The 25,416-nt window shown below is 60.5% G+C and carries 25 protein-coding genes and 1 riboswitch; of the genes, 2 read left to right on the top strand and 23 right to left on the bottom strand.

Going from position 1 to position 25,416, the window contains the following annotated elements; genetic code table 11:
• Window positions 1-19 precede the first annotated feature (19 nt).
• Genes BN1241_RS11430 through BN1241_RS11420 form a run of 3 tightly spaced genes read right to left on the bottom strand, consistent with a single transcriptional unit; the run spans window position 20 to window position 2,192 of the window.
• Window positions 20-307 carry a hypothetical protein gene (locus BN1241_RS11430; RefSeq protein ID WP_054953683.1) on the bottom strand — a complete coding sequence of 96 codons (288 nt, stop codon included), beginning with the start codon at window positions 305-307 and terminating at the stop codon, window positions 20-22.
• The gene (locus BN1241_RS11425; RefSeq protein ID WP_054953682.1) at window positions 304-1,278 is read right to left on the bottom strand and encodes a helix-turn-helix transcriptional regulator; all 975 of its coding nucleotides are present in this window, start codon (window positions 1,276-1,278) and stop codon (window positions 304-306) included. The genes BN1241_RS11430 and BN1241_RS11425 overlap by 4 nt, the downstream gene beginning before the upstream one ends.
• Window positions 1,275-2,192 (bottom strand): helix-turn-helix transcriptional regulator, encoded by a 918-nt coding sequence (locus tag BN1241_RS11420; protein ID WP_054953681.1) that lies wholly within the window; start codon window positions 2,190-2,192, stop codon window positions 1,275-1,277. The genes BN1241_RS11425 and BN1241_RS11420 overlap by 4 nt, the downstream gene beginning before the upstream one ends.
• Window positions 2,193-2,225: 33 nt before the next feature.
• On the opposite strand from BN1241_RS11420, the gene BN1241_RS11415 reads away from it, so the two are divergent.
• The gene (locus tag BN1241_RS11415; protein WP_054953680.1) at window positions 2,226-3,296 is read left to right on the top strand and encodes a DUF3866 family protein; all 1,071 of its coding nucleotides are present in this window, start codon (window positions 2,226-2,228) and stop codon (window positions 3,294-3,296) included.
• A 109-nt stretch (window positions 3,297-3,405) separates the two neighbouring features.
• Here BN1241_RS11415 and BN1241_RS11410 read toward each other — a convergent pair whose 3' ends face one another.
• The 8 genes from BN1241_RS11410 to fmt all read right to left on the bottom strand — a co-directional run bounded on the left by BN1241_RS11410 (window position 3,406) and on the right by fmt (window position 9,973).
• Entirely contained in the window at window positions 3,406-3,846 is a 441-nt protein-coding gene (locus BN1241_RS11410; protein WP_054953679.1) for a PH domain-containing protein, read from the bottom strand.
• Complete coding sequence (gene hisG / locus BN1241_RS11405) at window positions 3,843-4,685, bottom strand: ATP phosphoribosyltransferase (RefSeq protein ID WP_054953678.1); 843 nt, start codon at window positions 4,683-4,685, stop codon at window positions 3,843-3,845. The genes BN1241_RS11410 and hisG overlap by 4 nt, the downstream gene beginning before the upstream one ends.
• A gap of 11 nt (window positions 4,686-4,696) precedes the next feature.
• Window positions 4,697-4,960 (bottom strand): phosphoribosyl-ATP diphosphatase, encoded by a 264-nt coding sequence (locus BN1241_RS11400; RefSeq protein WP_054953677.1) that lies wholly within the window; start codon window positions 4,958-4,960, stop codon window positions 4,697-4,699.
• Window positions 4,961-5,074: 114 nt separating this feature from the next.
• Window positions 5,075-6,031: an ABC transporter substrate-binding protein gene (locus tag BN1241_RS11395; RefSeq protein ID WP_054953676.1), complete on the bottom strand. Its 957-nt coding sequence runs from the start codon at window positions 6,029-6,031 to the stop codon at window positions 5,075-5,077.
• On the bottom strand, window positions 6,028-6,777 hold the full coding sequence (locus BN1241_RS11390; RefSeq protein WP_230198315.1) for an ABC transporter permease: 750 nt from the start codon (window positions 6,775-6,777) through the stop codon (window positions 6,028-6,030). Before BN1241_RS11390 ends, BN1241_RS11395 begins: the two co-directional genes overlap by 4 nt.
• A gap of 61 nt (window positions 6,778-6,838) precedes the next feature.
• A riboswitch (FMN riboswitch) is annotated at window positions 6,839-6,957 on the bottom strand.
• A 15-nt stretch (window positions 6,958-6,972) separates the two neighbouring features.
• Complete coding sequence (gene rpe, locus BN1241_RS11385; RefSeq protein WP_054953675.1) at window positions 6,973-7,638, bottom strand: ribulose-phosphate 3-epimerase; 666 nt, start codon at window positions 7,636-7,638, stop codon at window positions 6,973-6,975.
• 11 nt (window positions 7,639-7,649) lie between these two features.
• Window positions 7,650-9,068, bottom strand: a complete 1,419-nt coding sequence (locus tag BN1241_RS11380; protein ID WP_054953674.1) for a transcription antitermination factor NusB — start codon at window positions 9,066-9,068, stop codon at window positions 7,650-7,652.
• Complete coding sequence (gene fmt / locus BN1241_RS11375; RefSeq protein ID WP_054953673.1) at window positions 9,065-9,973, bottom strand: methionyl-tRNA formyltransferase; 909 nt, start codon at window positions 9,971-9,973, stop codon at window positions 9,065-9,067. Before fmt ends, BN1241_RS11380 begins: the two co-directional genes overlap by 4 nt.
• An 881-nt stretch (window positions 9,974-10,854) precedes the next feature.
• On the opposite strand from fmt, the gene BN1241_RS11370 reads away from it, so the two are divergent.
• Window positions 10,855-11,175 carry a hypothetical protein gene (locus BN1241_RS11370; RefSeq protein WP_054953672.1) on the top strand — a complete coding sequence of 107 codons (321 nt, stop codon included), beginning with the start codon at window positions 10,855-10,857 and terminating at the stop codon, window positions 11,173-11,175.
• A 369-nt stretch (window positions 11,176-11,544) separates the two neighbouring features.
• On the opposite strand, the gene BN1241_RS11365 is transcribed toward BN1241_RS11370, so the two are convergent.
• The 12 genes from BN1241_RS11365 to pyrR form a co-directional block, all read right to left on the bottom strand.
• Window positions 11,545-13,470 carry a primosomal protein N' family DNA-binding protein gene (locus BN1241_RS11365; RefSeq protein ID WP_054953671.1) on the bottom strand — a complete coding sequence of 642 codons (1,926 nt, stop codon included), beginning with the start codon at window positions 13,468-13,470 and terminating at the stop codon, window positions 11,545-11,547.
• A gap of 44 nt (window positions 13,471-13,514) precedes the next feature.
• Window positions 13,515-14,711 (bottom strand): methionine adenosyltransferase, encoded by a 1,197-nt coding sequence (gene metK / locus BN1241_RS11360; RefSeq protein ID WP_054953670.1) that lies wholly within the window; start codon window positions 14,709-14,711, stop codon window positions 13,515-13,517.
• Between the two features lie 9 nt (window positions 14,712-14,720).
• Window positions 14,721-15,962, bottom strand: coding sequence for a bifunctional phosphopantothenoylcysteine decarboxylase/phosphopantothenate--cysteine ligase CoaBC (coaBC, locus tag BN1241_RS11355; RefSeq protein WP_054953669.1), 1,242 nt, complete (start codon window positions 15,960-15,962; stop codon window positions 14,721-14,723).
• Window positions 15,962-16,231, bottom strand: a complete 270-nt coding sequence (rpoZ, locus tag BN1241_RS11350) for a DNA-directed RNA polymerase subunit omega (protein WP_054953668.1) — start codon at window positions 16,229-16,231, stop codon at window positions 15,962-15,964. Before rpoZ ends, coaBC begins: the two co-directional genes overlap by 1 nt.
• A 30-nt stretch (window positions 16,232-16,261) precedes the next feature.
• Window positions 16,262-16,813 (bottom strand): guanylate kinase, encoded by a 552-nt coding sequence (gene gmk, locus BN1241_RS11345; protein ID WP_054953667.1) that lies wholly within the window; start codon window positions 16,811-16,813, stop codon window positions 16,262-16,264.
• Entirely contained in the window at window positions 16,813-17,124 is a 312-nt protein-coding gene (gene mihF, locus BN1241_RS11340; RefSeq protein ID WP_054953666.1) for an integration host factor, actinobacterial type, read from the bottom strand. The genes gmk and mihF overlap by 1 nt, the downstream gene beginning before the upstream one ends.
• Before the next feature lie 84 nt (window positions 17,125-17,208).
• Window positions 17,209-18,078, bottom strand: a complete 870-nt coding sequence (pyrF, locus tag BN1241_RS11335) for an orotidine-5'-phosphate decarboxylase (RefSeq protein WP_054953665.1) — start codon at window positions 18,076-18,078, stop codon at window positions 17,209-17,211.
• Window positions 18,075-21,359, bottom strand: a complete 3,285-nt coding sequence (gene carB, locus BN1241_RS11330) for a carbamoyl-phosphate synthase large subunit (protein ID WP_054953664.1) — start codon at window positions 21,357-21,359, stop codon at window positions 18,075-18,077. The genes pyrF and carB overlap by 4 nt, the downstream gene beginning before the upstream one ends.
• Complete coding sequence (gene carA / locus BN1241_RS11325; RefSeq protein ID WP_054953663.1) at window positions 21,359-22,531, bottom strand: glutamine-hydrolyzing carbamoyl-phosphate synthase small subunit; 1,173 nt, start codon at window positions 22,529-22,531, stop codon at window positions 21,359-21,361. Before carA ends, carB begins: the two co-directional genes overlap by 1 nt.
• On the bottom strand, window positions 22,528-23,814 hold the full coding sequence (locus BN1241_RS11320) for a dihydroorotase (protein WP_054953662.1): 1,287 nt from the start codon (window positions 23,812-23,814) through the stop codon (window positions 22,528-22,530). The genes carA and BN1241_RS11320 overlap by 4 nt, the downstream gene beginning before the upstream one ends.
• Window positions 23,811-24,767 (bottom strand): aspartate carbamoyltransferase catalytic subunit, encoded by a 957-nt coding sequence (locus BN1241_RS11315; protein ID WP_054953661.1) that lies wholly within the window; start codon window positions 24,765-24,767, stop codon window positions 23,811-23,813. Before BN1241_RS11315 ends, BN1241_RS11320 begins: the two co-directional genes overlap by 4 nt.
• Window positions 24,764-25,300, bottom strand: a complete 537-nt coding sequence (gene pyrR, locus BN1241_RS11310; protein ID WP_054953660.1) for a bifunctional pyr operon transcriptional regulator/uracil phosphoribosyltransferase PyrR — start codon at window positions 25,298-25,300, stop codon at window positions 24,764-24,766. Before pyrR ends, BN1241_RS11315 begins: the two co-directional genes overlap by 4 nt.
• Between the last annotated feature and the right edge of the window lie 116 nt (window positions 25,301-25,416).

Genomic DNA, 25,416 nt, shown 5'->3' with positions numbered 1-25,416 from the left:
CCCTAATAGTAACTCGAGTCTAATCGGACATTTCTCCCGACCATCGTCCAATGGTCCTAGCTAGCCTCGTGGCCTTGCCACTATGCCGAGTCTCCCTGACCCGCCTCTTGACCTCAAGAGCGGTTTGTTCAGGGGCGGCGGGGATCTCCGGGGCTTCGATGCTGGCGAGCTTTTCGCTGCTACGTCCAACTTCTTCACCGAGTGCGGCGAGTCGCTTCCAATAACCCCGAACCAGATTCCAGGCGGCGTAAACAAAATAGCCGAGACCGAACAGGACGAGGAGACCAGCAATGAGCCACGCGCTCATTGGACCTCCAGAATCCGCCTGGCCTGCTCGACAACCGCGGCCTTCATGTCGGCCGGCTCAATGTCGAGAAGGTCGGTGCCGATCTTGAGGGCGCAGTTGCGCACCCAGGTCGTGGAGATCGCCTGCACCGTGATCCGGATGCTGTTATCGCCTGCCACCATCGTCGCACCGGGCGTGGATTCCGCGAACCACACGGCTGACGGTTTCGTTGTGAACGTCACAGTCGCACCGCCGGTGGGGTGCGTGTCGGGCTGCCTGCGCAGCGTCCTGCGCGCACGGTTCGCATCCGTCGTGGTGAAGGTCTTACCCGTGCGTGCGTGCGACATTCGATCCAAACGGAACCACCTCAGGTCCTTCTTGTCTTGGAGTGCTGCCAGGTAGCCCTCGTATTCGGATACGACGGCGCAGGGAATGACGGTCCGTTCGGTAACTTTCTCGCCGTACTCTTCGGGACTGTGGTACTGGAAAATCAGTTCTTTCGAGTGGCGTAACGCGTCCCAGACGGTCGTGAGCACATCCTTTGACCCGCGGGATGTGGGTGGCTCTGCACCGATGATCTGGCCGGTCGCATCGTGGAGCTTACCGCGCACGGACAGGAGCGACTCGGCCGACGGTGAGTCGGGAGCAACTAGCTTGAGGAGCTGGTCGAGCATCTCGATCGATACGGCGGCCTCACCAACGGTCAGATAGACGTGCGGGTCGTCGTACTTGGTGGGCTGGTAGGTGATCTCGTCATCCTCGGAATAGATGACGTCCGTGCCATCCTCAGTTTCCTGAGCATCTACGTGGAAATCCAGATAGTAGCGTCCGACCCGGTCTTCGACCTCGGTAAAGAGGATCGTCTTGATCGCGTCGATCGCATTTTCAAGTTTGAGGTCAAAAACGTCGGCAATCTCCCCGATGGATGTTTGTTTTGCGTTGGTGATATAGGTTGTGATCGCGGTCAGGAGCACAACATCGGGTTTACTCATGACTCCCCCAATCCGACAAGGTGTTCGAGGCGCTCCCGATAGTCGGGATGGGAGGTGCGTGCACCCGTGCCGATGACACCCAGCTGTTCCATGAGTCGCGGCCAGTTCACGTTCTCAAACCGGTACTCGTCCCAGCCTTCACTCGTGCCCACGTACTGCGCTTCGTCACGCAGGTGGTCACCCGCACCTTCTGCGAGGAAAACCGAGGCATCGATCGGATCAAAGTAGCGGTTGAGGGTGCCCTTCGGTTCGTAACCGGTCGGCTCGAGTATCTCAACGCTCTTCATGCGAGACAGGCGGAAGTTTCGTTCTTCCGGCTTCGTCTCCTGCATATCCCCCACGACCGCACCAACAGCGAGCCTGGTGCCGCGGCAATAGAAGGCTCCGAGTGTTTCCCACACGCCGGTGACCTCGACCGTATAGAAGCGGCGTTCGGGGTGGCGGGGATTCTCGTACTCGATGCGAATGGGAGCCCGCTGCGCCATGGCCTCAATGATGGTGAACAAGAATCCGTGTTCGGGGAGGGTGATGCGTACGGTTGCCTGATCATCCGTCACACTCGCACCACCAAGGAGCTTGCGGACCGTGCGGCGCGCGATCTGGTGCAGTTCGTCCTTGCCGGTCATGGACTGGGCAGCGAGACGCAGGAGTGTCAGGTCGGCCGAGTTCAGGTCAATTCCGACGAGCCCGTCTCTTTTCAATCGGTAGACAGGATCCGTATCGTCACTGTCGATCGTCACGGGATAACCGAGTTGCTCGAGCCTGTCGATATCGCGGGACAGCGCCTTTGCTCGGTCCGTGCCTGCCTGGTCGTAGCCCAGCTCGTACAGCTCACTCCTCGTGCGAGGACGGTCCACGAGATTGGCAAGCAGTCGAAACGTTCGCTTGCCGGGGTCATAACGTGTTTCAGTCACGTCACTCAGACTATCGCACGATAGGGTTGGTTCGTGATTACTTGGCGCAAAGGGACCCTTCTGAAGGCACTTGGCTCATGGTCTGGGGCGGACGAGTGGCTCGTACGTGTCGAAGGAAAGGACGTCAAGGCACTTTCCTACCGGGACATGGTTGGTTCCCTCCATGAGGGTGCCGAGGTTCTTCTGACCTCCACGGCAACCGACCGGAACCTAGGTACGGGCGGCTACCTGTTTATCGTCGCCCCAACGGACACCCTCCCTCCCCCGCGGAGCGCTCCCGGGCACATGATGAAGGCCCGCTACACGCCCCTGCAAGCGATGGTCCTCGGTGTCGACGAGCAGGAATCCCGTTATCACGAGACCTTGAAGAACGCCCACGAAGTGGGTGGTATGCCGGTAGTGGTGGCCGACCTTCATTCCGCACTCCCCGCTATTGTCTCCTGCGCCCTCCATGCCAATCCCGATCTCACCATCGCCTACGTCCATACCGACACCGCCGCCCTTCCCATCGCCTTCTCCAAGACCGTTGCCACCTTGCAAGACACGTGCAATATCGTGACGGTAACGGCTGGGCAGTCGTACGGGGGCGACTTTGAGGCCGTCAACGTCCACACCGCACTCCTGACAGCACGCCATGTGATCAATGCGGATTTTGCGATCGTCATTCAAGGCCCCGGGAATATCGGGACCGGAACACCCTGGGGTTACTCGGGCACCGCCGTTGGTGAAGCCATCAACGCCATCAATGTCCTCGGAGGCACCGCGATCGCCACCCTCCGGGTCTCGCAGGCCGATGAGAGGCCGCGTCACCGCGGGATCTCTCATCATTCCCTCACCGCCTACACGAAGGTCGCGTTAACCCCGGCTCTCATCCCCATCACGACCGAGGGCATCGATCCGCAAACCCTCAGCCTCATAGAAGCTGACTATCCGGCCTTGGAGGAAACAGGCCTTCTGACACTGAGAGAAGTCACGGGTATTCGGCCCGGTCTCGAGTCGAGTCCCGTGCCGCTTCGCACCATGGGACGGAACCTCGAGGCCGATTACGCTGCATTTGCGTTTGCCGGGGCGGGCGGAGTTCTCGCAGCCCAGCTCCTGGCGTGAGTGCCGAACGAGACCTGCCCGTAGAATCAAGAACTGTCTCGACAGTGCGCGGGACTGGCTGGACCGACCGTCCAGAAAGTACCGGCCAGAAAATTGTTACCTGATTAGGCTAGGCGGGTGTTGGCGGTTCCTGTGGTGAATGATTGTCGATGAGCGTTGCGAGACGCACCGCCTCCCGCTTGGCATACTCACCATCGGCACTCTGGATGGCCATGATATTGATCGTATCGCCCATGACCGTGTCGATCCGGGCCCAGGGACCCTGACCAAAATCCACGCCAATAATCTCGTTCCAGGTGAGTCGGTGGGATAGGAAGAGATTCTTGATGTAGATGCCGTCCTCACTGGGCACGAGGCGCACCTGGTACTGGATCCACAGCAACCCAAGGAGCAGGGCAACAAAGACGATCGTGCCCACATAATCCCAGGTCGTGAATTCGTACATGCCGAAACTCGGGGAGACGGCAAACAGTGCACCAGTTCCGATGATAAGGGCGATGGCGAGGACGACTGAGACGATGCGGGCGAGTCTCGGACGGAAGGGTGTCACAACCTGCAGGCCAGAATCGGGGTCACGAGGATTGCCCGGGCCCCCACTTCGTACAACCCATCCATCACCTTATTGCGATCGTCCTTCTTGACCATGGCCCGTACAGCGAACCATTCGCCGTCGTGCAGCGGCGATACCGTTGGTGACTGGAGACCGGGGGTGATGGCGACGGCCTCTTCGAGGTGGTCGGCACGGATGTCGTAATCGATGAGCACGTAGCCGCGGGCGACGAGAACACCCTGGATTCTGCGGTCGAGAACTTCCAAACCTTCGGGGACACGGTCGGCGCGGCGAATAAGGACCGCTTCTGACATCATGAGCGGCTCCCCGAAAACCGTGAGGCCAGCTGCGCGAAGAGTGGAACCGGTTTCGACAACGTCGGCGATCGCGTCAGCGACGCCGAGCTGGACGGAGGACTCGACTGCACCATCGAGGTGCACAACCGTCGCGTCGATGCCCTTCTCTTTCAGGTGCTGGGAGACCACGACATCGTAGGAGGTGGCGATACGCTTGCCCGCGAGATCGTCAATGGTGCTCATGGAACCGCCCGGGGATGCGAAGCGGAACGTCGAACGAGCAAAGCCAAGAGCCCGGTGTTCAACGGCATCGGCTTCGGAGTCGACGAGTAGATCGCGGCCGGTGATGCCAACATCGACCGTTCCTGCGCCTACGTAGACGGCAACGTCGCGAGGGCGGATGAAAAAGAATTCGACGCCGTTGACTTCGTCGAGGAGGACGAGTTCCTTCATGTCCCGACGCTGGCGGTATCCGGCTTCCTTGAGGAGTGTGGAGGCAGGTTCGGACAGGGATCCCTTGTTGGGGACAGCAATTCGCAGCATTGATCTATTCCTTACAGGTAGCGGTACACGTCGTCGAGGGTGAGGCCTCGGGCGATGAGCATGACTTGCAGGTGGTAAAGGAGTTGGGAAGCTTCCAGGGCCAGCTGCTCATCCGATTCGTATTCGGCAGCGATCCAAACCTCGCCGGCTTCCTCAATGATCTTCTTGCCGATCGCATGGACCCCAGCATCAAGCTCCTCAACGGTTCCCGAGCCCTCGGGTCGTTCAATGGCTTTTTGGGACAGTTCAGCGAACAGTTCTTCGAAGTTCTTCACGGCTCAAGCTTACGACCTTTACTCGGTCCGGGCACACCCGTCCATTTCACCCCGCAAGTACCCGCACGCCACAAGCATCCCGCACACTGCAAGCGCCACAGAAGGCGATCGTCACTATCGTTCGATCTCGAACATGGCCTCGTCGATGTCAATCGGGGCTGTGATGAGTCCTGCTTGAACCATGAACTCATTCATCGCCTCCCAGCGGTCACGGTCCTGGAAACCGACGGTGCCGTGACCGCTGTACAGGGGCAGGGTTGCCTCGAAAGTGGCGCGCGCTGCCTCCCAGACTTCGGGATCTTTCATGTTCGTCACGTAGTTCGACACAATGTCGAGCGCTTCCTCAGGGTTTTCTTCGGCAAAGGTCACGGCCCGATCGAGCCCCTCGAGGAGCCCGGCATACTGCTCCTCATTCCCGTCAAGGTTGTCGGTCATGACGGCAAGGCCGGGGCCAACGAGAGGCACCTCGGGTGCGAGGTCGATTGTGCGAACGTCAAAACCCTGAGACTGCATGGCGACCGCATCGTTGTTGATGAAACCGACCACGGCATCGACATCCCCGCGGGAAAGCGCCGCCATCTGCGTATACCCAATCGACTGCACGTCGACGTTATCCAGGTCGTAATGGTCGATCATGGCGAGCAGCCCAAAGTAGGTGGCACCGAACTCGCCGGGAATTCCCACGGTCTTCCCTTCGAGATCTTCCGGGGATGTGATGGGTGAGTCGGCGGGGACGATAAGGGTGGCGGGATAGTCGCTATAGAGAGTCGCGATGCTCACGAGGTCCACTCCCTCATCCCGTCCCGACATGACCTCGTCCCCCGACGTGAAGACAACGTCTTCCTGACCGGTTGCTAGTGCGGTGAAAAGGGCTTCCTGGGTGCCGTGGTGACGCAGCCCAACGGTGACCCCAGCATCCTCAAAATAGCCTCGGTCGACAGCGACATAGAACGGGAAGAACTGCACATCGGGGATGTAAGTGAGGCCCACCGTCATCGTCTCATCAGTTTCGTCACTGCCGCAGGCCGCGAGCATAAGCAGGGAGAGCGCCGCTACCGCCATTTTTTTCATGAGTTTCCTTTTCGTTGATCCGCCATGTGCTCGATGAGCGTGAGGAGTAGATAAATACCGACCGCAAGGACGACGAGGATCGCGATGACGGCAAAGAGGTGGGCAACATTGGCTGTTGAGCCTTGGCCTCGTGCCAGGGCAGCGCCCAGGCCATCACCACCCATGACCATCTCCCCCACCACCGCACCGGTGATGGAGAGAGTGAAGCCGGTGCGCAGGCCAGCAAGAATCGATGGCGCAGCAAGCGGCAATTCGATGTGCCACACGAGCGGCCCGGTTCCCGCACCGTCCAGCCGAGCGGCCGCAATAATGTCGGGATCGAGTTCGCGAATACCGAGGGCTGTCGAAATGACGACCGGGAAGATGACGAGAATGACGCACAGGACCGTGATCGAGGGCAGGCCATAGCCGATCCACACAACGAGAAGTGGGGCGAGCGCCACGGCAGGAATCGCTTGCGAGGCAGCAAGATAGGGCCCGATCGTTGCGGACACGACACGGGACTTGGCAATCGCGTAGCCGAGAGGGATCCCGAGCAGGGCGGCGATGACACAGCCCAGTCCCGCGGACGTCAACGTCACGCCAGTCGCGCGAAGGAGATCCCCCTCGGTCAGTCCGAGATAGAGCGTGTCCCACACCTTGACGGGATGGGGCAGGAAGTAGCTTTCGACCGCACCCGATTCGGCAACAACCCACCACAGGACAAGGACACCAAGTCCGAAAATGAGTGGAGCGAAACGCCTCAACTGTCCTCCGCGCATTTCGGGGACAGCGGGCACGCGTCACGCACGCAGGGCGTGACAGCCTAACGTGTTTCTCCCATCCGGACTTTCACCGTCGGTTGAGGACTTTCACCTCATCAGCCGCTTGCGCGGGTCGCGGACTTTAACCGCCGGCTCGGACTTTCACCGACCCCGAAACACGCCACGATTTTAGCATGACTAGGGGTGCACATGCTGTGAGGCAAGCAATCTGAGGTTCTCCACTGCCTCACCAGCATCCTCTGCTTTATAGACGGCGGAGCCGGCCACGAAGTTGTTGGCACCCGCTTCAGCAGCCTGCGCAATCGTGTCGGCGCTGATTCCACCATCAACCTGGATCCAGGTCTCGAGGCCCTTCTTGTTGATGAGTTCGCGCAGGCGCTCAACCTTGGGCATGACGGAGGCAAGGAACGGCTGGCCGCCGAAACCGGGCTCCACGGTCATGCACAGCACCATGTCGAATTCATCGAGGATGTCGATGTAGGCATCGATCGGAGTGGCTGGGTTCAGGGCGAGGCCTGCACGCCCACCCATGGCCCGAATCTCCCGTGCCAGGCGGATCGGGGACTTCACTGCTTCAGCATGGAACGTTGCGGAGGCCGCGCCAGCCTCAATATAGGCGGGTGCCCAGCGATCCGGGTCCTCAATCATGAGGTGAGCATCGATCGGAACGGGAGAATACTTCTTTGCTGCCTCGACCACGGGTATTCCCCACGACAGGTTGGGAACGAAGTGGTTGTCCATGACATCGACGTGCGCCCAGTCGGCGCCCTCAATCTTCTTCAGTTCGCCGGCGAGGTCACCAATGTCGGCGTTGAGGATGGAGGGGGAAATAAGAACACTCATAATCTACTCTTTCACTTCTTAACCAGCAGGGCAGCAAACATTGCATCCGATTCGTGCAGGTCCGGCCACAGTTGCAGGTACGGGCCGGTCATGCCATCAAGCTTACCCGGAAGGACCATACTGGAGGCCAGTTCCACCGTGTCGAGAACCTCGACACGGTCCACAAAACGATCAACGATCTGCTTCGTTTCTCGAAGATCCGGGGAGCACGTGGAATAGCAGATGATGCCGCCTTCCCGGGTGGCGTTAATGGCGGCCTCGAGGAGGCCTGCCTGCAATTCCGTCATTCCTTCGGCGTCGCCGTCGTCCTTGCGCCAGCGAGCCTCGGGGCGCCGACGCAGAGAACCGATTGCGGAGCAGGGCACATCGACGAGGGCGCGGTCGAACCGGCCTGGTTCCTCATCGGCCAGCTCACGCCCATCCCCTTCTCTCATGACCACTATGTCACCGAAAGGAGCAACGGCGTCGGCAACAAGATCGAGGCGGTGCGGGTGCAGTTCGTTCGCGAAGATTGTGACGTCGCGGTCTCCGGTGAGAGAGGCAAGGGTCGCGGTCTTACCGCCGGGGCCTGCGCATAGGTCGAGCCATTCCTCATCCCTACCTTCAAGTGGCGCAACCGCAAGCAGGTGAGCCACGAGCTGTGAGCCCTCGTCCTGCACACCCGCACTCAGCTCGCGCACGGATGCCATGCGTCCCGGATTGCCCTTCTCAAGGACGAGAGCATCGGGCACGAGCACCCCGTCAACTACCTGGACGCCGGCTTCCGCAGCATCGGACATGACGGTCTCTCGGGAAACCGCACGCGGTGCGAGGGCTACACGGGCGGGTTCGTTGTTAGCGGCGAGGAGCTTGGGCAAATCCTCGCGGTCGCGACCGGAGGCATCGAAGGAATCCTCGTACACTTCAAGAATCCATTCGGGGTGAGAGGTCTGGGCCGCGAGAACTGCTCGCTCTCCCTGATCCTTCAGCTCTTCTGCAATGAGCTCATCCCATTCTTCGTTCGTGCGTTCGCTGATGCGGTGCATGACGGCGTTGACGAAGCCGGAGGCGCCGGAACCAACTTCGTTGCGTGCCAGGTTGACCGTCTCGTTCATGGCCGCGTGGATCGGCACCCGGAGTCCGAGAATCTGGTGGGCTCCGAGGCGGAGAATGTCCATGACGAGCGGATCAATCTCGTCAACGGGGCGCCCTTGGACACAGTTGGCGATAATCGCATCCCAACGCCCCTGCATGCGTAGCGTTCCGTACGTCAGGTTGGTGGCGAAGCCGCGCCCGCGTCCGCGCACGTTTGCTCTGCGCAGGGTCGCGGGAAGTGCGATGTTGGCGTAGGCACCGTTGCGTACCTGCTCTAGGACGTCGAGGGCAACGACTCGTGCCGGGTCGGATTGCATGCGCGCGGGGCGCCAGTTCGTGGGGCGGTCTTCACTCATGAGTTCCAGACTACCTTTCCGCGTACACCGCGACCCCAGTCAACCGCCTTCATCCACGGTTTCCCCGGGGGCGCAATCTGGTCGAGCTCGAGTGCACCTTCCCCGGTTCCGAGGAGAACCCGATCACCAACCGATACCTCCCCAACCTCAAGTTGGTCAGAGACTGGCGTGGCGGGTCCGATCTTGACCCGGTCACCATTCCAGGTGGTCCAGGTTCCCGGAGCGGGCGTAAATCCGCGGATTTGAGCGTCAAGCTCAACTGCTGGTCTCGTGAGGTCAAGCTTCCCGTCGGCTGTCTTGAGCTGCGGGGCGTGGCTCGGCTCACCGGCCTGTTCCCTCCCCCGTGCCTCACCCGTTTCCAGATCCTTCAGGGTCTTCGCCAGCAAGTCCGCCCCCACATCCGAGAGTCTGTCGAGGAGTTCTCCCGCAGTTTCACGGTGACCAATCTCAACCTCCAGCGTGTCAAACACGGGCCCCGTATCGAGACCTTCTTCGATCAGGAAGGTGGAGATTCCCGTTCGCTTTTGCCCTGCCGCGATTGCGTATTGCACGGGGGCGGCTCCGCGCCACTGCGGAAGGAGTGAGTAGTGCAGGTTAATCCAGCCGTGCGTAGGAACGTCAAGGAGCGCCTTGGGGATAAGGAGACCGTAGGCGACCACTGCCACGGCGTCTGGCCGCAGTTCGTGAATCTGTTGCTGCACGCCCGCATCGCGCAGGCTTGAAGGCGTGAGGACCGACCAGCCGCGTTCTCGAGCAAAGTTCTCAACCGGTGACGGTGTCATGATTCGTTTTCTCCCCACGGGCGCTGGGGCCCGCGTTAAGACTCCGATGATTTCGTTTTCGTCAGCAAGTCGTAGCAGAGTGGGCACCGCGGTTGCGGGGGTACCGGCAAAGAGTATTCGCATGCCCTTACTCTATCGCCAACACCCAAACGCTTCAGATGGCAGCTAAGCATACGGCGCACTGATAGCACCCAATAACGAGGCTGCAATTTCAGGCCGTGGCTTACATGTGCCGACGCTCGACTAGGCGACCCGTCCCCGCTAGTCAGCAATAGCACCTCCAAGTCACCCCATCATCCCAGCCGCAGGCACGATGCCAGCCCATCTTCTCGTCACTGCACTGTTCCGGATCGCGCATTTTCCGTTCACCTAAGCTGATCGGCACCACTCAGCCGTAAGCAATTATCCGCATCACGACAACGACTATAGGAAAACCCGAGAGAAAAGCATCCCTTTTCTGAAATTACACAAATGGGACATCGAAATTTGCCGCCAATATGAATGCATAAAACGGATACCAACAGTCACTCCTCCTCGAGCACGGAGGATTGCAAAGAAACGAATGATACAGAATAGTTCATCTCAGGTCGTGACAACTTTCGCCACAATTCCACGAACAGCCGATCAACAATAATGGCTTTCACACAAGGAAAGTTGAACCTAAATGCAGTGGTCACAGGACCGAATTAGCTTAATATGTCGCACTCTGGAAAGTTTCAATCAAATGAATGCAAACTCGTTGCATTCATTGCGCAATATGTACACGTCGTTCACTCCATCACAATTGGATTACCTTGTCGCTTATTCTGGCTCTCACCACTACTCTGTGCATAGACGCATAGCGGTTGGATACTTTGATCGAAGTGGAACTGTCACTCTCAATCAATTAGCAACTACTCGGGAAAGGGTTCGTTGTGAAGAGCAATCGCTATGCGTCGAGATGATCGTTCAGCGGTAAAAAATATGTGACCGCGGTAAATCGACGTTAGTTTAATAAGAGTCGCTTGATCGAGGACGAAATCAGGTGTGCCGCGGAAGATATTGTGACCGAACGGTTGAGTGCATTCGCGCCATACGAAGATCCGTTTGAACTGAGTGCCATGGAAGCCGTGTGCCGACTCCATCGCGCCACTTCTTACCTGGGCAAGGCATTTCGCAGCGCAAGTAGCGATGAGGAGCTTGAAATTCCCGAAATCCATCTGCTCTTAGCGCTCAGCCTCAACGGAGTTGGTCGGAAGGTCTCGCCTAGGCAGCTGGCGGAAATTTCACTGATGCCACCCGCCACGGTTTCGGTCGGCATCTCCGCTTGGAGAAACTTGGCTTGATCCTCCGTGAACCGGACTTAGATGAACAGTGCACCTTCATTGCCCTCCTGACCGCCACAGGCACGAAGGCAGTTTCGCAGCAGTCGCCCGCGCTGTCTGTCTTTGCACAGAAGTTCTTTGAAGTGTGACAAAGGGTGAGCTGCACGGGCTGTCAGGTCTGCTCAGGCCCGTTGTCGTCAATCACGGAGACACATGTTCCTTCGAACGGAGAAGCGCAGGGACCGGTGATGTGGTTTCAGACGTGCCCCGCTCCCCCTCCCGTTCAGAACAGGGTGCGGGCAAGGGCAGAACTTCGCACCTGCGAGGTGCATGGGCGGGGTCAAGTTGCCCGCCGTCTCACCGAGTCCACTCAAACGAGCACCGGCTCGATCAGAGGATTGGATCGGCTTCGATTCGTATCTGGAGTTGACCGAGATCTTGGAGCGATTCACGCAAAGCTGACGCAAGCCTCCTCGCAGGGGCTCGCTCGTGTAGATAGAGGGCGAGCCCGTCATCTTCCTCGACAGGTCCCACAAGATGGAGTCCCTGGGCGAAGACCTGACGACCACCGCCGGAGAGCATGGCGGCAATACCCGTATCGGGCGGGGTATCGCCTTCGAGCATGCTTGCGACGCTGCCGAGCAGTCGCTGCAGGTCACCGCGCTGACCCGAGATCCGGAACCAGCGGTGGAAGGGTGGCTGTCCGAGCACTTCGCGTTCATCGGCAACTGGGCCCATGAAATCGATCGAGCGAGTGGCAAGGGCACGAACCAGGTGCTCGGGCACTCCCCCGGTAAGTACCAGATGTCCAGTGATTCGGGATGCGACGCGCGACCAACGGGCAACAGCTTCGATCTCGGCATCGAGTCTGAGAGATGCGAGCCTCGCCCCAGCATCAACAATCACCCCGGCCGCGAACTCGCGATCGGGTTCCGCCCCGGGTGTTGCGATAACGAGGCGGGATTGTGATTCCTCGCTGGCAGACCGCACGGCATCAACTCCGACTCCTGGGAAGGCCAGGGCAACTTCTTGAGCAAGCCTGTCTGAACCGCGGGAAACCGCGCGCATCTGCGTTGATCCGCATGAGCACACCCACTTACCTGCTCCGCACCTTCCGCAGGAGGCAATGCTGCCCGCGGTGGGTACGGCGATGCTGGAGCCGCAGTGCTGGCAGATCGCTCGCTTACCGCAACGAGCACATGCAAGAGCCGGAACGTAGCCTGCACGGGGTGCGGAAATCAGTACCGGCCCCGTTGTCAATCCGTCGCGGATTACCTCGAAGGCCGCGGGCGGCAAGAGTCCGCGCTGGTCTCCGGCCCACTGCTCGGCACGCGTGATCTTGGGCCACGCACCACGGGCGGTGAACTGCGGCGGGGTTTCAGAAAGGCGTGGCGGGAAAGAATAGCGCAGCAGAGTTGCATCGCCCTGCCTCATGCGCAACACCTCATCGGCCCACATGTACGGGCTTCTCTTGTCCCTCATCGCACCATTCATCTCGTCAACGATGATCATGAGGCCCGGTTTCATGGGTGCGAAAGCAGCCGTTCGGGTACCGATCACAATACGCGTGCGCCCCTGAAGAATGGACAGAAAGTGCCGGTAGCGGGCCTCTGCACTGAGGTGCGCACCCATGATCCCAATCGGTTCCCCCGGGATCAGTTCGGAGAGACTGGTTCGCACTTTCCCGATCTCTAGTGTCGTAGGCACAACAATAAGTACGGTCTTATCATGCGTAAGGGCCTCGTGCGATGCTCGAGCGAGGTCGGTCCAGACATCCCGGCCCGCGGCAATAACGGTCTCTCTGCCCGAATCAGCACCTGGATTCAGATCGCTATTGCTCTCCTGCTCATTGAGCGGCGGGACGGTTGGGAATGTGGGTGGAGGGAGCGCAGCCACGCTGGTGGCAGCACGTGCGTGACGGGCAGGTATTGCCGAGCGTAGAACATCGTGGAGCGAGCAGACGTTCCGCATCGCAATTTTCTCCGCAAGGACAAACATGTCGTCGGTGACCACGGGTTCGCCAAGAACGCTAAGGATCGCTTTGAGTCGGACGGAGGTGGTGGTGTTGGTGCGGCGGCGGATGAAGCCGGTTAGTCGCTTGGCGCCGAACTGCACCCGCACTCGGGAGCCCGGCAATGCCGAGTCGTGGAGTTTGGCGGGCACGAGATAGTCATAGAGCTTGTCCGGCCACGAAAAAGGAGTATCGAGAACAACCTGCGCCACCGGATCTGAGTGCTCCGCCTCAACTGTGCGCACAGCCCGCTCTGCCTTGAGCAGGGCGGGCTGGCTAGGAAGATCAAAGAGAGCGTCAGGCACTCCTCTAGTTCATCACCTTCCGTACGCTGGTGTTCGCAGACTCGCTAGAGAGCAGCAAGCAGTGCCTCGACACGGTCTGTGCGCTCCCACGTGAAGTCCGGGATCTCGCGGCCGAAGTGGCCGAAAGCAGCGGTCTGAGCATAGATCGGGCGCTTGAGATCGAGTGCCTCGATGATGGCGAGCGGGCGCAGGTCGAAAACCTTCTTCACTGCGTTCGTGATCTCGCCGAGGGGGCGCGCGTTTGTACCGAAGGCATCGACGCGGACCGAGACGGGGTTCGCTTGTCCAATGGCGTAGGCAACCTGCACTTCGCAGCGCTCGGCAAGACCGGCTGCCACGATATTCTTCGCCACCCAGCGTGCCGCGTAGCATGCGGAGCGATCGACTTTGGACGGATCCTTACCGGAGAAGGCGCCGCCACCGTGGCGTGCCATGCCACCGTAGGTGTCGACGATGATCTTGCGGCCGGTGAGGCCAGCATCCGACATCGGCCCACCGATGACGAATCGGCCGGACGGGTTGATGAGAATCGTAAGATCGCTCCGGTCAAGATTGGGAGCGTACTGGTCGAGAACGGGCTCGATCACGTGGGTGGTCAGCAATTCGCGGAGCTGTTCCTGGGTGACGTCTTCATCGTGCTGGGAGGAGACCACGATCGTATCGACCGAGACCGGACGATCGGTTTCGTCGTAGTTGACCGTGACCTGGGTCTTGCCATCGGGACGCAGTCCCGCAACGATCCCGTCGCGGCGGACCTCCCACAGGCGCTCGGCGAGGCGGTGGGAGAGGAAGATCGGCATGGGCATGAGAACGTCGGTCTCGTTCGTTGCGTAGCCGAACATGAGGCCCTGATCGCCCGCACCTTCACGGGAATAGGCTTCGACGTTGCCGCCGGATTCGCGGGACTCGAGAGAGTTGTGCACACCGTCGTAGATGTCGGCGGACTGCTGGCCGATCGAGACGGTGACGCCGCAAGAACGACCATCAAATCCCACCTCGGACGAGGAGTAGCCGAGGTCAAGGAGTGCGTCGCGCACGATCTGGGGGATCTCGACGTAGCTCTCGGTGTTAAGTTCGCCAGCAACGTGGACTAGGCCGGTCGTCACCATGGTTTCAATGGCGACACGAGCATCGGGATCCTTTGTGAGGATGGCGTCCAGGATGCGGTCGGAAATGAGATCGCAGACTTTGTCGGGATGTCCGGCAGTCACTGATTCAGAAGTAAAGGGTTGCACAATCACCTAGTTTAGTTAACGGACATGCGTGGCAATAGTGTCGAGCACGATTCCCGCCATGTGAGACTTCGTTCCCTCGTCCTCCGCCACCGGATTGCCCTCCCGATCGAGGATGGTGATGGCGGTGTCGACGTCGCCGAAACCAACGGTTTCACCCACGCGGTTGACGACGAGAAGGTCAGCGTCCTTGGCGATGGCCTTCTTCTTTCCGTAGTCGAGCACGGTGCCGTGCTCGTCACCCGTTTCGGCTGCAAAGCCGACAACGAGTGCGCCATGGGAGCGGTCGGATGCGAGGCCTTTGAGGATGTCGGGGTTTTCGATGAGGGTGATGTCGGGGGTGGCGCCAGCACCCTTCTTGAATTTTGATCCACCGGATTGGGCGGGACGGAAGTCTGCAACCGCCGCGGTCATGATGAGCACGGATGCCCCGTCCGCCTTCTGCGTCATGGCATCCTGCAATTCCCGGGCCGTGCCGACGGGGTGGACTGTGATGCGCGGATGATTGGGCAGGAGCGCGCGATCGATGTTGCAGGCAACGAGATCAACCTTCGCTCCCCTCTGCGCTGCGTTGAGTGCGAGAGCAATGCCAAAGCGGCCAGTGGAACGGTTGCCAAGGAAACGGACCGGGTCGATGGGCTCGCGCGTGCCGCCGGCGGAAATGACAAACCGGGTGCCGGCAAGATCCTGGTCGATCAGCATGCCGAAGGCCGTTTGTGCGATCTGTTCCGGCTCGGGCATGCGCCCCACACCCGAGTCGGCACCTGTCAGCCTGCCAACAGCCGGATCGAGAACATAGACTCCGCGGTCGCGGAGGGTTTGTACATTGGCCTGGGTGCCCGGGTGGTTCCACATCTGCGTATGCATCGCAGGTACAACAAGAATCGGGCATGTTGCCACCAGCGTGGTTGTTGTCAGCAGGTTGTCTGCGACCCCGTGGGCAAGCTTGGCAATGGTATTGGCCGTGGCTGGTGCGATGACGACGAGCTCCGCCTCGTCACCAACCCGGACGTGTTCGACACCTTCCGGATCATCAAACACGCTCGTGTGGACCGGGTGGGAAGACAGTGCGGCAAAGGTTGTGCGCCCCACCATTTGCAATGCCGAGTCCGTGGGGATGATGCGCACGTCGTGGCCCGCCTTCACGAAGAGGCGAGCAAGGATCGCGGATTTGTAGGCGGCGATGCCGCCCGTGACTCCGAGGACGATACGCGAAGGGCCCGCGGATGCACCGAGGGCCCTTACGGTTGTTTCAGTCATTAGTCTTCGGTGGGTGCGAGAACCAGCTTGTCCTCAACGATCTCGCGAAGCGCGATGGATAGCGGCTTCTCTTCCGGATCGGAGGATACCAAGGGACCGACATGCACAACGTTGCCATCAGCGGACATGAGTTCCTGACGGTAATCATTAATCTGGCGTGCGCGGTTTGCGGAATAGACAGCCAGCGCGTACTTCGAGTCAACCTTATCGAGAAGATTGTCGATCGGCGGGTCTGTGATGCCTTCCGGCTCGGGTACTGTTCCGTACATTTCAGCCTTCCTCTAGCTCAACGACTCATGCTACTTGATTTGCGTCATGATTGACAGGATTTCGCCCGTGGCCCGTGCCACGTCGTCATTGATAACGATCGAATCGAATTCGTCTTTCGCTGCCATTTCCACCCGTGCCGTCTCGAGCCTGCGTGCACGTTCCGAGGGTCCCTCGGTCCCCCGGGTTTCAAGCCGGGTTTCGAGATCCTCGAACGTGGGTGGGGAAATGAAAATTTGGTGGGCGGAGGGCATGGAGGCACGGATCTGTCTCGCCCCATCGAGATCCACTTCAAGGATCACGATTTTGCCCTTGGCCATTGCCTCATCGACGGCAGTGCGCGGAGTTCCGTACCGGTGCACGCCGTGCACTGTCGCCCATTCCAACATGTCGCCATCCGCAATCAGCTCATCGAAACGCTGCGGGCTCACAAAATAGTAGTCCGTGCCGTCACGCTCCCCTTCCCTGGGGGTGCGAGTCGTGGCAGACACGGAGAGCCACATATTTGGCTGTGCCGCAAGGAGTTCACGGACGATTGTTCCCTTGCCGACCGCGGTCGGCCCACAGATGACGAATGCCGGCATTAGCAGAACAGGGTGATGAGAGCCTGACGTTGGTGGGGTCCGAGACCGCCCACGCGACGCGAGGGTGAGATGCCGGTCCGGTCCATGATGGCGCGTGCCTTGGCGGTGCCGATTCCGGGCATGGACTCAAGAAGAGCCGAAACGCGGAGCTTTGCAATGATCTCGTCCTCTTTCGCTAGTGTCAAAACTTCGGACAGAGTAGTCTCGCCAGCCTTGAGCGACTTCTTGAGCTCTGCACGGCGCTTACGTGCCACGGCGGCTTTTTCGAGGGCGGCTTGTCTCTGCTCGGGGGAAAGGGAGGGAAGAGCCATGAGTAATACTCCTGTGAAGATGTGGTTGTGATGTGCGTCAGCGCACCAGTCGTCACCCTATCAAAACAAGGTAACAAAATGATGTCACTTCAGTGCGACTTGGGCATTCTGTAATGCATCGACATCTGGACCTGCACGCAATATCGCCCTGGACACGGGGATGCAGAGAAGATTACCACGAGCAACCCCTTCCGCATCCTGCACCGATGCTCCCTGAGCACCTACCCCGGGAGCGAGAATTGGGCCATGTAGCACCGCTGCATCAACGCCCCAGGCCGCCAGCCTTTGACTAGTTGTGGCACCAATCACAGCACCAAGTGAACCGGGAACACCCGGCCAGTACGACACGTTGTAGGCACCGAGCTCCGCCAGCACCCGCTGAGCAACCGCCACATCACCCGGAAGATCGATACGATCCTGTCCAGGATCCGCCGAACCAGATTTCCGTGTGACAGGTGCGGTTTGTGCGCCCTGGATGGCGGCACCCTCGGGATTCGAGGTGGCCGCAAGCACAAAGATGCCACGATCGTTCTGAGCTGCGAGCTCGAAGGCGGGCTCCAGTGATCCGACACCGAGGTAGGGGCTGAGCGTAACGGCATCGGAGCCGAGCGGCCCATCCCCCAGCCACGCATCCGCATACCCCGCCATAGTCGACCCAATATCGCCACGCTTCGCATCGGCAATAACGAGGGTCCCAGCCTCACGGAAGGCGCCGATGAGTTCTTCGAGGACTGCGAGTCCCCGCGATCCGTGCCGTTCAAAGAACGCAACCTGGGGTTTGATTGAGGCGACCCGCCCCGCGAAGGCCTCCGTGAAGATCTCAGAAAAGCTCTGGAGGCCGGCGGGGCTGTCGGGCAACCCCCAGCTGCCAAGGATGGCAGCATGGGGGTCTGCTCCGACACAGATCGGTCCGAAGCGCTCCTGCGCCTTGGAGAGTCGTGACGCGAAGGTCATCGCGCGTTCCTCGCACCGAGCTCTTGAAGGCTCATGACATCGAAGCCCTCGCCCGACGCCTGGAGTGCCTGAACGGCGGCACCGAAGGCCTGGACGGTCGTGATGATCGGCTTATCGGCCGCGGTTGTTGCGGCCCGGATCTCGTAACCATCGGCTCGGGTACCCGAATCGGAGGGGGTGTTGACGACCATGTCGATCTTGCCCTCGGTGATGAGGTCGATGATCGTGGGTTCGCCGTTGGGGCCGCGACCTGCCGAGTTCCTGCGCACCTCGGTGGCGGGAACCCCGTAACGGTTGAGTAGGGTTGCCGTCCCGGAGGTTGCATAGATCGTGTATCCCATCTCCACAAGTCCGCTGACGGGGAAGATGATCGCCCCCTTGTCACGGTCCGCGACCGAAACGAACACGTTGCCTCCACTCGGGAGTCCGCCGAAGGCGCCCGCCTGGGACTTCGCGAAGGCGAGCGGGAAGTTCTGGTCCAGGCCCATGACTTCACCCGTGGAACGCATCTCGGGTCCGAGCAGGGAGTCGACGATCCTGCCGTCCTTGGTTGCGAAACGCTTGAACGGAAGGACAGCTTCCTTGACCGCGGTCATGGGAGCCTTCTCGATCTTGGTCGCATCCTCTGTAGGAAGGAGCCCATCCTTCTTAAGCTCCGCAATGGTGGAGCCAGCCATGATCAGCGTTGCTGCCTTCGCGAGCGGCACGTTTGTTGCCTTCGCGACGAACGGCACCGTGCGGGAGGCACGAGGGTTCGCTTCGATGACGTACAGAACATCGGAGACGAGCGCGTACTGGATGTTGATGAGCCCGCGTACACCCACGCCCTTGGCGATCGCCTCGGTCGACGCGCGAATTCTATCGATCATGGATTGACCGAGGGTCAGCGGGGGCAGGACGGAGGCGGAGTCACCGGAGTGAATGCCGGCCTCCTCAATGTGTTCCATGACGCCGCCGAGGAACAGTTCCGTTCCGTCGTAGAGTGCATCCACGTCGATCTCGATCGCATCGTCCAAGAACTTATCGATGAGGAGCGGGGCAACCCTCCGGGTCGCGTCTCCCATGGCGTTGGCCTGGCGGGCAAGGTAGTCGCGCAGCTGGGCCTCGTCGTAGACGATTTCCATGCCGCGGCCGCCGAGCACGTAGGAGGGGCGCACAAGAACGGGGTAACCAATTCGGTAGGCGATATCGATCGCCTGCTGGTCGGTGGTCGACGTGCCGTAGGCGGGGGCCGGCAGGCCAGCTTCCTCAAGCACGTTTCCGAACAGGGCACGGTCCTCCGCCGCATCAATCGCCTCGGGCGAGGTGCCGAGAATCGGCACGCCTGCCGCCTTGAGGTCGGCTGCGAGTGAGAGCGGTGTCTGGCCGCCAAGCTGAACAATGACGCCCTCGACCGGCCCGGCTTCGCATTCTGCCCGGTAGACCTCGAGGACATCCTCGAGGGTGAGGGGCTCGAAGTAGAGCCTGTCCGACATGTCGTAGTCCGTGGAGACGGTCTCGGGGTTGCAGTTGATCATGACGGTCTCGTACTTGTCACGCAGCGCGAGGGTGGCGTGCACGCACGAGTAGTCGAATTCGATGCCCTGACCGATCCGGTTCGGGCCGGAGCCGAGGATGATGACTGCGGGACGCTCGCGCTTCGCAACCTCGTTCTCCTTGTCGTAGCTCGAGTAGTGGTACGGGGTATCGGACTTGAACTCGGCCGCGCACGTATCGACTGTCTTGTAAACCGGGTGCAGGTCGTAGGCTGCCCTGATCTCGCGGACCGCCTCCTCGCTCATGTCCCGCAGTTCACCGATCTGAGCATCGGAGAATCCGTGCCGCTTCGCATATCCCAGGAGGGACGCGGACAGTGCGTCCGATTCGGAGATCTCGGTTGCGATCTCATTGAGCAGAACCATCTGGTCGAGGAACCAGGGGTCGATGCTCGTGATCTCAAACATCTGCTCAATGGTGGCACCGAGGTAGAGGGCCTGCTGGACCGCATGGATCCGGTCCTCCGTCGAATGGGAGGCTGCTTCGAGCAGTTCGTCGAGGCTCCGCGTTACCTTCCAGGTGAACGAGGAATTCTTCTTGTCAATGGACCGCATGGCCTTCTGAAGGGCCTCAGTGTAGTTACGACCAATCGCCATTGCCTCACCAACGGACTTCATGGTCGTTGTCAGGTGGTTGTCGGCTGCCGGGAACTTCTCGAATGCGAAACGCGGGATCTTGACCACGACGTAGTCAATTGAGGGTTCGAACGAGGCCGGGGTGGAGCCGGTGATGTCGTTCTGGATCTCGTCCAGGGTGTAGCCGAGCGCGAGGCGGGCGGCGATCTTCGCGATCGGGAAGCCCGTTGCCTTCGACGCGAGTGCGGACGACCGGGAAACGCGCGGGTTCATTTCGATGACGACGACGCGGCCCGTGTCGGGCTCGACAGCGAACTGAATATTACAGCCGCCCGTGTCGACACCGACCTCGCGGATGACGGCGATGCCGATGTCCCGCAGGTTTTGGTATTCGCGGTCGGTCAGGGTCAGCGAGGGCGCAACGGTGATGGAGTCACCCGTGTGCACGCCAACCGGGTCTACGTTTTCGATCGAGCACACGACCACGGCATTGTCTGCCTGGTCGCGCATAATCTCCAGCTCGAATTCCTTCCAGCCAAGAATCGATTCTTCGAGAAGAACCTCGGTGGTGGGCGAGTAGTGCAGGCCTGCACCGGCAATGCGCTCAAGCTCTTCCTTGTTCCACGCGAAGCCCGAGCCGAGCCCGCCCATGGTGAAGCTGGGACGCACGACAACGGGGTAGCCGAGTTCCTCTGCGGCGTCGAAGCATTCTTCGAGGGTGTTGCAGATCGCAGAGCGGGCGGATTCTGCACCGCACTTTTCGACGACCTCCTTGAACTTTTCCCGGTCCTCACCCGCCTGGATGGCCTCGAGGCGGGCACCGATCATTTCGACACCGTACTTTTCGAGTACGCCCAGTTCCGACAGTTCCACGGCGGCGTTGAGTGCGGTCTGGCCACCGAGGGTGGGTAGCAGCGCGTCGGGACGTTCCTTCTCGATGATGGTCGTGAGAACATCCGCCCTGATGGGCTCCACGTAGGTAGCGTCAGCCAGATCGGGGTCGGTCATGATCGTGGCCGGATTCGAGTTGACGAGAATGACACGCAGCCCCTCGTCCTTGAGCACACGGCAGGCCTGGGTGCCCGAATAGTCGAATTCGCAGGCCTGGCCAATCACAATGGGGCCGGAGCCGATGACGAGAACTGAGGTAATGTCTGTGCGGCGGGGCATCAGCCCACCTCCTTGATCATGGTGATGAAGCGGTCGAAAATATGTTCCCCATCGTGCGGGCCGGCAGCGGCCTCGGGATGGAATTGGACGGAGAAGGCGGGAATATCGAGGCAGCGCAGGCCCTCAACGACACCGTCGTTGAGACCGACGTGCGAGACCGCCACCCGGCCGTATCGTCCTTCCCCGTAGGGGGCTTCGGTGGCTTCATCGACCGGGAGGTCCACGGCGAAGCCGTGGTTGTGGGCAGTAATTTCTACCTTGCCGGTTTCGCGGTCGAGAACGGGCTGGTTCGCTCCCCTATGCCCATATTCAAGTTTGTAGGTGCCAAATCCGAGGGCGCGACCCAGAAGCTGGTTGCCGAAGCAGATACCGAAGAACGGAATCTTGGCGTCAAGCACGCCGCGCAGCATTTCGATCTCGTGGGTGGCAGCGGCAGGGTCGCCGGGACCGTTGGAGAAGAACACGCCATCCGGTTCAAGGGTAAGCAGTTCCTGCAGTGTCGTAGCCTGCGGCACGACCGTGACCTGGGCGCCGCGTTCGGCGAGCTGCCACGGAGTCCGGTTCTTAATTCCGAGGTCAACGGCGACGATCTTGACGACCGGGTCCTGACCCTCGAACTTACCGCGCGGTTCCACCACGTAGGGAGCGGGAGTCGAGACAACCGACGCAAGCTCGGCGCCGGCCATGGCCGGCGAGTCATTGACGAGACCAATGAGGATGTCGCGGGCCTGCTGGGAGCCGGTGTCTGCACCTGCGGGCAGTGCAGAGGCCGAGAAGATTCCTGCCTTCATGACACCCCGATCGCGCAGGTGCCGAGTAATAGCACGCGTATCAACCTCGCAGATACCAACAACGTCGTGTTCGATGAGGTAGTCCTCAAGTTCGCCGGTGGCACGCCACGAGCTGGCACGCCTCGCGGGATCGCGTACCACAACGCCCGCGGTCCAGACTCGGTCCGATTCACCATCTTCGTCGTTCACGCCCGTGTTGCCAATGTGCGGGGCAGTCATGACCACGATCTGCTGGTGGTAGGAGGGGTCGGTAAAGGTTTCCTGATATCCGGTCATCGCGGTGGAGAACACGATCTCACCGGTGGTTCGGCCTCGCTTTCCCCACGCGAGTCCCGGAAATACCGTACCGTCCTCGAGCACGAGGAGTGCTTGCTCTCTCATTCGGTTACCTTTCCTTCGAGGAACGTCAGTCGTCCCCGAAAAACTGTGTGCTTGACCCTGCCCGGCAGGGTCCGTCCCTCGTAGGGGGTGTTGGCTGATTTGGTCACCTGATCGCTTCCCTTGACCACGACCGGGTCCTCCGGATCGTAGAAGCACAGGTTTGCATGGTTGCCAACTGCAATGTCTTGACCCTGGTCGGTCATGCCCGCGATCTTGGCGGGCGCGGTGGACATGACGCGAGCAACATCGGCCCACGTCAACAGCCCGGTCATAACCATCTCCTGGTGGATAACAGGAAGTGCTGTTTCCAGTCCCGTCATACCAAACGCACCGGCTGCCCACTCGCAGTCTTTGGCTTCTACCGGGTGGGGCGCATGATCGGTCCCGATCGTGTCGATCGTGCCATCAGCCAAGCCCGCCTTGAGTGCCGCGATATCGGATTCGGTGCGCAGGGGCGGGTTGACCTTGAACCGCGGGTCGTAAGTGCGGGCGAGGGCATGGTCGAGCGACAGGTGATGAGGCGTCGCCTCGGCCGTCACCTCAATGCCCTGGGCCTTCGCCCAGCGGATGAGTTCCACACTGCCCTTCGTGGACACATGGAGGATGTGGAGGCGGGAGCCGACGTGCTGGGCGAGCAGGCAGTCCCGGGCAATGATCGACTCTTCTGCAACGGCCGGCCAGCCGGCCAAACCGATCTCAGCCGAGACGCTTCCCTCATGCATCTGCGCTCCCTCCGTTAGGCGGGGCTCCTGCGCATGCTGCGCAATCACTCCCCCGAAAGAGCGAACGTATTCGAGTGCGCGGCGCATGAGAACCGGGTCGGAGACGCAGTTCCCATCGTCAGAGAACATGGTGACGTTGGCGCGAGACTCGTGCATGGCCTCCAATTCGGCCAGCCGCTCCCCCTTGATGCCAACCGTGACGGCACCAACCGGCTGCACGTAGGCATAGCCCGCCTGCTTCCCGAGCTTCGCGACCTGTTCGACAACGCCCGCAGTGTCCTGCACGGGGGTCGTGTTGGCCATGGCGTGCACCGCCGTATAGCCACCAGCCGCCGCGGCCTTTGTTCCGGTCAGAACCGTTTCCGCATCCTCCCGGCCGGGCTGGCGCAGGTGGGTGTGGAGGTCAACGAGCCCGGGGAGCGCGATCAGGCCGGTGCAGTCAACGACCGTGCTGTCACCCACCTCGAGATTCTCGCCAAGCTCCGCAATGAATCCGTCCTTGACGCGAATATCGGCTGTTTTTTTACCAAGAATGTTTGCCCCGGTGAATAGGGTGCTCATGCTGCCTCCTCATTGGCCAGGGTGAGATAAAGAACTGCCATGCGAACATAGACTCCGTTCTCTACCTGTTCGAGAACAACGGAACGATCCTGGTCGGCTGCTTCCGCCGAGATTTCCAGTCCCCGGTTCATGGGCCCGGGGTGAAGGAGGATCGTGTGGTTCGGAAGCCTGCCCATGCGCTCCATGTTGAGCCCGTAGAGACGGTGGTATTCCTCGGGCGAGGGGAAGAACCCTCCCCCGCTCCCGTTCATGCGTTCGTGCTGCACCCGGAGCATCATGATCGCATCCGGCCCATCGTCGATCGCATCATCCAGGTTGTAGGTGACCTTCGCGTCCCACCCGTCCATGCCCACCGGCAGGAGCGTCGGCGGAGCAACCAGGGTGACCTCGGCACCAAGGGTCGTCAGCAGGTCAAGATTCGAGCGTGCCACACGGGAGTGAAGAATGTCGCCAACAATGACAACCTTTTTGCCCTTGAGGTCGGCTCCGAGGCGGTCAGCACCGATGAGGTGGCGGCGAATCGTGAACGCATCGAGGAGTGCCTGGGTTGGGTGCTGGTGGGTACCGTCACCCGCGTTGATAATCGGGGCATCAATCCAGCCAGACTCAGCAAGCCGCTGGGCTGCGCCCGAGGCGGAGTGACGGATGATGAATGCTTCAGCTCCCATGGCCGACAGGGTCTGTGCCGTGTCTTTCAGGGACTCCCCCTTGGACAGGGAGGAACCCTTGGCGGAAAAGTTGAGCACATCGGCGGACAGCCTCTTGGCTGCCGCTTCGAACGAGAGGCGGGTGCGGGTCGAGTCTTCAAAGAACATGATCGCAACGGTCCGGCCAGCTAGAGCTGGCAGCTTGCGGATCGAGCGCTTGTTCGTGTCCCGCATGGTCTCTGCCGTATCGAGAATCACGAGCGCCTCTTCCGGGCTCAGATCTCTTGTCGACAGCAGATGCCTCATCGGGGATCCTCGATGATCACGGCATCGGTCTCGTCAACTTCCTCCACCTGCACGAACACGCGCTCCGCCCGGGAGGTCGGTAGGTTCTTGCCAACGTAGTCGGCGCGGATGGGAAGTTCGCGGTGCCCGCGGTCAGCAAGGACTGCGAGTTGCACGGCGGTGGGGCGACCGATGTTCGTGAGAGCATCGAGTGCCGCACGGATGGTGCGGCCAGAGAAAAACACGTCGTCGACAAGTACAACAATCTTGTCGTCAATCCCGTCTTCGGGGATCCGGGTAGGGGAAGGTGCACGAGTAGGGTTCCGGCGCAGATCATCCCGATACATAGTGACATCGAGGGCACCGACGGGAACAACTTCACCGCTTGCCTTCTTGATCGCGTCGGCGAGGCGCTGCGCAATCGGCACACCTCGGGATGGGATTCCAAGCAGGATAACGGATTCTGCTCCGTGGTTACGTTCAAGTACTTCGTGTGCCATGCGGGTGATGGAGCGGGAAATATCCCCGCCATCCATAACGGTGCGCTGACTCATGTGGGCCTCCTTGCCGCCTCTCCGGACGGTAGTTAAAGGAGATCCGACCCGGCTGGCCGGACCCGTGCTGTCATTCTAAGCACGATCGGGTGAGCGCCGCTCACTCGTCCATGCAC

The organism is Flaviflexus massiliensis (genome assembly GCF_001375495.1).
GTDB classification, from domain to species: Bacteria; Actinomycetota; Actinomycetes; order Actinomycetales; family Actinomycetaceae; genus Flaviflexus; species Flaviflexus massiliensis.
Note: the sequence above shows the minus strand (reverse complement) of the source record. Positions and strands in the feature narration are given on the sequence as shown.